Source organism: Herbaspirillum sp. B65, assembly GCF_000333555.1.
GTDB lineage: Bacteria > Pseudomonadota > Gammaproteobacteria > Burkholderiales > Burkholderiaceae_D > Herbaspirillum > Herbaspirillum rubrisubalbicans.
In genome coordinates, this window is the sequence record NZ_BADI01000533.1 from 1 (window position 1) to 6,721 (window position 6,721).

Sequence of the window (6,721 nt, forward strand, 5' to 3'; positions counted from 1 at the left end):
ACAGCGGCAAGGCGCCCTGCTCGCCCGCGCGCAGCATGGCGATCACCGGGGCGATGGTGAGGAAGATGGCGGCAAAGAGCAATCCCGGACACGCCAGTGAACAAGCTGGACAAGCTCGCGGCAGGTGCTCTGGCGTGCCTGCGCGAGGTGCTTGCATGAGGAAAGTCCCGGATGCGGCCAATGCCCGTGGGTGCATCAACACAGCAGCGGTCCCGGGCGACGAAGGCGTCAGTCTCCGATGCGCGGGGCGCTTGCTCAATGGAAGGATTTCTATTTTTCCTGCCAATCAGCGGGGATGTTTTGCTGAAAAATCAGTCTGTTGTGATCGGCCGATTTTTGAAGAGCCAGGGCACTCAGGCATCCAGGCCGAAGAGACGATCGAGCTCCTTGAAGGTGGCTTCCCTGGTCTTGAGGTCATCGCTGCGCAGGCCGCGGTAAAGGCGCAGGTATTGCGCCTCCGGGAGGGACTCTTCGGTGATGCCATAGCATTCCAGCAGCTTGTTGCAGGCGTTGACCAGCGGCAAGGCCTCGGTCTCGGTACGGATCATGTCGCGCAAGGCCTCCAGCAGCGCCGCATGGGAGGCGTCGGCCGGTACGTAGAACGCGGCGCGGGAACGCAGCGTGCGATCAGGGCTGGACATGAGTCGCAGGAATACGTCGATGAGAGCCGCATCGGGCTGGCGGCGATACAACTCCCAGGCCGCACCCAGCGCTGCGTCGTCGTTGAGCACGCCCTGTTCCAGCAGCGTGCGCACGACCGGCGCGGCACGCTCGGCATCGGCCAGGAACAGGCCGCTGATGGTCTCGGCGGAGCCGCCCGGCGTGGTCATTTCCAGCAGATGATCGAAGGCCTGGCACCGCTCCTGCGCGGTCATCGGCGCAAAGTAGCTTGGGTTCAGGCCATCCAGACGCTCGCGGTTGTGCATCGAGAAGAAGTCGAGGAAGTGTTGATATGCGCTCATGGTTATCGTTGCTCAACTTGAGTAGATCGTCATTGCCATTATCGAATCAGGGTCGAGAATGGCCGCTCAAGTCTACGATATGAATCTCGATGTCGGTGATGAGACCGGTCGTTTTCTTCAAGTCCTGCCGCAGGCGTTTTCACTGTTGTGCCAGACGGTGGGGGATTCCCATTTGGCGATATGGGAGTAGCTCAGGCTTTCCATGTGGAAGCGTGGCGACTCGACTATCCACGGGTGATATCGAGCGCCTTCTGCCTGCGGTAGCCGGTGAGGGTCTATTTGCACTTTCCGTTGGCGGCCTTATACAAAATAAGTGGTATGCCAAGTAATCCCCCGCCTTGGTTGTCATGCAAGCAGTCGGCAATCGCAGCACTTTTGATACCTTCTGCCAGTGCATCCTTTTGTTTGCCGAGGTGACGGTTTTCGTTCGCTAGTTCCGCCGCGTGACTTCCCGGATGCAGACCTCTGGATTTATTGACCTCGGCAGGCAAATCCAATACCAGATGGGAAGCATTGTTGAGCGGTGCGGGTGACGAGGAATCAGGGCTGCGGAGGGAATCACGTTGCAGCTTGTCCGCATCGGAACGCTCACTCAAATGCGGATTGCTTGTGCTTGTAAGAGATGAATCGGCTCGCCGAGGTGACGCAATTTGAGGAGGGGCTCGCTCAAGTTTTTTGAGCGATGCTGGCTTAGGGATGGCGGATTCGTTGCGTGGCGGAGGTGGCGAGGGCAATGCACCGGAGGGCTTTGCTTCCTGGAGATACAGAATAGCCGTAATACGGGCTGCATCTTTGCTCTCGTGGGGACGTGAAGGGGCGTTATTGGCGATTAATAAAATGCACGCTGCATGTACAAGAACAATTCCAATGATCCCCACCAGCCTCTGTAGAGGCAGCCTTTTCCACCCAGCCATTTTGTGGATCATCTTGTTTCAATGTCCTTGAGTTCCAACGAGAATGGGCTCCGCATTTGCCGTCATAGACCCTCATGCCCATGCAAGTCATGCCGGGGCTTGGCCCTTCTGGCGATATGTCCATCTGCATGGGACCTGCGACGAAGGCGTAAGTCTCCGACGCACCTACATTTTACTCAATGGAAGGATTTCTATTTTTTTGCTGAGTTTTCAGTCGACGATGTCCAGCCTCAAGCGGGCGGCAGCCGGCAAACCGCTTCTGGCAGCGGGCTTTTGTTTCCCGCAAGGCGCCAGTGCGATGGAGATCGAACAGGCCTGGCGCCCGTTCATAGATGGACATGGAAGTGTCACAGGTGTAGAAATGGTTTGCCGATTCGGCAATCGCTGCTTCGAAAACTTGTACTTGTGGCAAACCACATGCGGGCTTAGGATGCATTGACGATTCGGCGGCAGGGGCTCGCCGTCGCACCGCAAGGGGAGCTTGATGGATGCAGTAATCACGAAGTCCAAGGGAGAAGGCAAATATAAATACATGGTGCTGGTACTGCTCTACCTTGGGTGGTGCGTCTCCTACATCGACCGCGCGGCGATCACCTTTGCGGCGACCCAGATCGCCAGCGAATTCCATTTGAAGCCCTCCGACCTGGGCATCCTGCTCTCCAGTTTCTTCCTCGGTTATTCCTTGCTGCAACTGCCCGGCGGCTGGCTGGCCGACCGTTATGGTTCGCGTCCGGTGATCGTCCTTTCCATCCTGATGTGGTCCATCTTCACCGGCGTGACCGGCATGGCCTGGTCGGTCACCAGCCTGGTGGTGATCCGCTTTGTGTTCGGGGTGGGCGAGGGCGCGTTTCCGGCGGCCAGCGTCAAGGGCGTGGCTGAGAATTTCACGCGTGAGGAACGACCCAAGATGTCCTCGCTGCTGATGTCTTCCAACTACATCGGCAGCATGTTGGCACCCCTCTTGATCGCACCGCTGATCCTGCATTTCGGCTGGCGCAATGTGTTCCACACCATCGGCATTGCCGGGCTGGTGTTTGCGCTGGTGTACTGGTTCTGCGTACGCCCGGTCAAGCCCGGTCTGGATGGTCCCAAGGCCATCAACAAGGCGGCCTTCGCCGCGCTGCTCAAGACGCCGCTGATGTGGAAGATCGTGGCGGTGTGGTTCGGCCTGTCCATCATCAACAAGGGCCTCGACAGCTGGATGCCGACCTATCTGATGACCGTGCGCGGCCTGAACCTGAAAGCGGTGGGCCTGCTGCTGCCGCTGCCCTACATCATGGCCGGCCTGTCCACCGCCATCGGCGGCTGGGTCATGGTGCGTTTCTTCGATGGCCGCGAAAAGCTGCTGTTGATTGCCTCCTCGCTGCTCACGGCGGTCTTCGTCTATTGCATGTATACCGCCAGCAGCGTCGAAGGCGTGATCGCCTGGCAATGCCTGGCCTACTTCTTCAAGTCCTTCGTCCTGGCGACCTGCATCGCGTTGCCGACCAAGATGCTGCAGGCGCAACTGGTGGGCAGTGGCGTGGGCATGGTCAACCTGGGCGGACAACTGGCCGGCTTCATCTCGCCGCTGGTGATCGGCTTTTTGGTGAGCGCCTTTGCCAATTACGACTACGCGTTCGGCTTCCTGATCAGCGCCGCCCTGTTCTCGGTGGTGGTGAGCCTGTTCATCCGCACCAGCAAGACCGGCGCCCAGATGCAGCCCGCCTGAATCAACAAGATCAACAACAAGGAAACCCATGCAAGACTCCATCGTCGAAAAAAGCGCAGTCGAACTGCGGCAACTGATCGGCAGCAAGCAATTGTCCCCGGTCGAATTGCTGGACGCCTGCATCGCCCGTATCGAAGATATCAACCCGCACATCAATGCGGTGACCGCTACCTGCTTCGAGCGCGCCCGCCAGGAAGCGCGCGCCGCCGAGCAGGCCGTGCTCGCCGGTGGCCCGCTGGGCCTGCTGCATGGGCTGCCCATCGGCATCAAGGATCTGGAAGAAACCGAGGGCCTGCTCACCACCTATGGCTCACCGATCTATCGCGGCAACGTACCGACCCACGACAATGCGCTAGTAGCGCGCCTGCGCGCAGCCGGCGCCATCGTCGCTGGCAAGACCAACGTGCCCGAGATGGGGGCGGGCGCCAACAGCCGCAATACGGTCTGGGGCGCTACCGGCAATCCGTTCAATCCCTTGCTCAATGCCGGTGGTTCTTCGGGCGGCTCGGCGGCGGCCTTGGCGGTGGATTTGCTGCCGCTGTGTTCGGGCTCCGATACCGGCGGCTCCTTGCGCATCCCGGCGGCCAAGTGCGGCGTGGTGGGTTTCCGTCCTTCGCCGGGCCTGGTGCCCAGCCAACGCAAGCCGCTCGGTTGGACCCCCATTTCGGTGGTCGGCCCGATGGGGCGCGATGTGGCCGACACGGTGCTGCAGTTGCGCGCCACCATGGGTCTGCATGGCAGCGATCCCTTGAGCTACCCGGTCAGCGCGAGCGAGTTCGCTGCCTTGCCGCCGGTGGAGCTGTCGCAGTTGCGCATCGGCTATACCGAGGACTTCGGCGTGTGCGACGTGGATGAGGGCATCCGTCAGGTGTTCCGCAACAAGATTGCCGCCATCAGCCGCTTCGTGCAGGTGTGCGAGCCGGTCCAGGTGGACATGGGCGAGGCCCATCGCGCCTTCGACGTGATCCGTGCCGAAGCCTTCGTGGCCGGTTTCGAGGCCGCCTATCGGCGCGATCCGGCGTCACTGGGCCCCAATACCCGCGCCAACTACGAGATGGGCGCGGCCATGAGCCTGCAGGATTGCGCCTGGGCGCAGGGCGAGCAGACCCGCATCTTCCGGCGCTTCCAGCAACTCTATGACCGTTATGACCTGATCCTCTCGCCGACCACGCCGGTCTCGCCCTTCCCGTGGAGCGAGCTGTACTTGAAGGAGGTCAATGGCGTGGCGCTGGAAAATTATTATCGTTGGCTGGCGCTGACCTATGTGGTCACGCTGGCGACCAATCCCGCCATTTCGCTGCCCTGCGGTCGCGATCATCGCGGGATGCCCTTCGGCTTGCAGGTCACCGGTGCGTTCCGCAGTGACGCTCGCCTGCTGGCCTGGGCGGCGGCGCTGGAGCAAGCCTTTGCCGGCGACGACGCGCTGCGCCGGCCACGCCCGGACCTGGCGCAATTGAAGACGGTCCAGGCGCCGCTGACTTCCATCGTCACCCATCCGCCCATCCTGGATGGGCAGGCGGTTGGTGTGGCGGGTGGCCCTGCGGTATAAACCATATAAATTATTTAAAGTAATTTAAGTATTCAAGGTACTTAAAATATTTAAAGTATTTAAAGTATTTTTAATATTTAAATACCTTCACTTTTACAGACCATCACATACTCATAAGTTTGCACTGATATTTATAGATTTGTAAGCTGTCCACATGGACACGGTTGTTCCGATCACTATTTCTTCTTTCTTAACCAGTCGGAGCCAGAGCGCACATTTTTCCCTATCCGATGTTCTCCCCCATTTTCCCCCGCACTAATTTCCGGCGTTGTTTTGTGCCCTTGTGATCTTTTTTCCTCCGCATAGAACCGTCTCTTCTCTTAGATTGCTTGTCGCATTTCTTCTACGATTCACTCGTCCATCTAAGACTCGAAAAGAAAGACGCCGCCTTCTGGCCGAATCTATCCTTCAGTGAACAGAGCTGCAGCAACACATATTGAGGCAGCCATAGCAAAGACCGCAGCGAGATTATTTTGAATCAGGGCCAGATTGTTCAAGCCATTCATAATCTCCATCAACGCTATTGAGGACTGATGAATCAACTCCGGATATGCTGAAAGGCTCTGTCTTAGAGCATCCGGGTTAAGCGAAAGCCCGTGGCTTATCGCAGCAGCTTTAAGTTGATTGCTAGATGAATGATGCCAAAGCAGAGCCGAAGCAACTCCAGCGCCACCTGATAAAACCGACATTGCTTTCCGAAACGAGAACCGTACGCCCGGGAATGTGGCATTGTTCATTTTCTTTTCCTCTTTATTTGTTCTCGTTTTAGTTTTCTCAGACGCGCGTTCTCTTTCTCCACGCGCGTATTCCACTCTGGTGAAGATGCCACCAACTTCTCGTATATACCGGAAGATATTTTCACAGTTCTAATAGCTCCTAGCCAAATAGGTGATCCTTCGAGTCTTCCCTTTCTCAGATAAAAGAGAAGAAGCCTTGCCCCAATAAAGGTGGTGACCGAAGTAGTGAACATTGTTGTTTGCCACCACAAGGACTCGATCGCGGATATGTTTTCTGTCTGAATGCGGTAGAAGGCATAGAAAGCACTGAAGTAGACGACGCCGATACCTCCGATTAAAGTATTTACAAATGACTGCGAAAATCGATGTCCAGCGACTTTTGTTTTTCCACATCGATAGAGCGTCAAAAGAACGTACAAGAAATAAGGGGGCGCCAAGAGTCCCAGATCTAGGTTAGTCCAAGCGTATGGAGTTGGAAGGCGCCAGTAGAACACTAAGACGCTTAGAGAAAAGACCACAAGGACGTAAATGTCATCGGACATCTCTTCGTAAAATTCAGTCATAAAGGGGGAATTTTTCCCAGCCTTAGTAATAGCGAATTCGTAAAGATAGCCTGCAGCAATCGCCCACATGGGACTGGCATATGTGAAGATGATTTACCGCAGGTAAGACCGTCTGTGCTCAAAAAAAATGCCATCCAAGAGAGATAACGGTCACCGGGATCAGAACCGTTTTAAGTCCGTTGAACGGATAAATCAGTGAGACTAACTTTGCCGGGGTAGAGTCGCTATTTAGGAGGTAATCGGCAAGCGTTCTATTCGTGCGTAGGAATCTAATTAGGTTGAGGA

General features: G+C 56.9%; 6 protein-coding genes. 2 read left to right on the plus strand and 4 right to left on the minus strand.

Going from position 1 to position 6,721, the window contains the following annotated elements:
• Positions 1 to 353 precede the first annotated feature (353 nt).
• Entirely contained in the window at positions 354 to 962 is a 609-nt protein-coding gene (locus tag I5W_RS13000) for a hypothetical protein (RefSeq protein WP_044529542.1), read from the minus strand.
• 275 nt (positions 963 to 1,237) lie between these two features.
• Positions 1,238 to 1,888 (minus strand): hypothetical protein, encoded by a 651-nt coding sequence (locus tag I5W_RS31255; RefSeq protein ID WP_148289103.1) that lies wholly within the window; start codon positions 1,886 to 1,888, stop codon positions 1,238 to 1,240.
• 472 nt (positions 1,889 to 2,360) lie between these two features.
• Here I5W_RS31255 and I5W_RS13005 point away from each other — a divergent pair, with 472 nt between their 5' ends.
• A complete protein-coding gene (locus tag I5W_RS13005; RefSeq protein WP_017454982.1) occupies positions 2,361 to 3,587 on the plus strand; it encodes an MFS transporter in 1,227 nt (408 codons plus the stop codon).
• Between the two features lie 28 nt (positions 3,588 to 3,615).
• Complete coding sequence (locus tag I5W_RS13010) at positions 3,616 to 5,136, plus strand: amidase (protein WP_044529543.1); 1,521 nt, start codon at positions 3,616 to 3,618, stop codon at positions 5,134 to 5,136.
• A 401-nt stretch (positions 5,137 to 5,537) separates the two neighbouring features.
• Here the strand turns inward: I5W_RS13010 and I5W_RS31260 are convergent, their stop codons facing one another.
• Positions 5,538 to 5,873: a hypothetical protein gene (locus I5W_RS31260; RefSeq protein WP_148289104.1), complete on the minus strand. Its 336-nt coding sequence runs from the start codon at positions 5,871 to 5,873 to the stop codon at positions 5,538 to 5,540.
• Positions 5,870 to 6,505, minus strand: coding sequence for a hypothetical protein (locus I5W_RS13015; RefSeq protein ID WP_044529544.1), 636 nt, complete (start codon positions 6,503 to 6,505; stop codon positions 5,870 to 5,872). Before I5W_RS13015 ends, I5W_RS31260 begins: the two co-directional genes overlap by 4 nt.
• Positions 6,506 to 6,721: the final 216 nt, after the last annotated feature.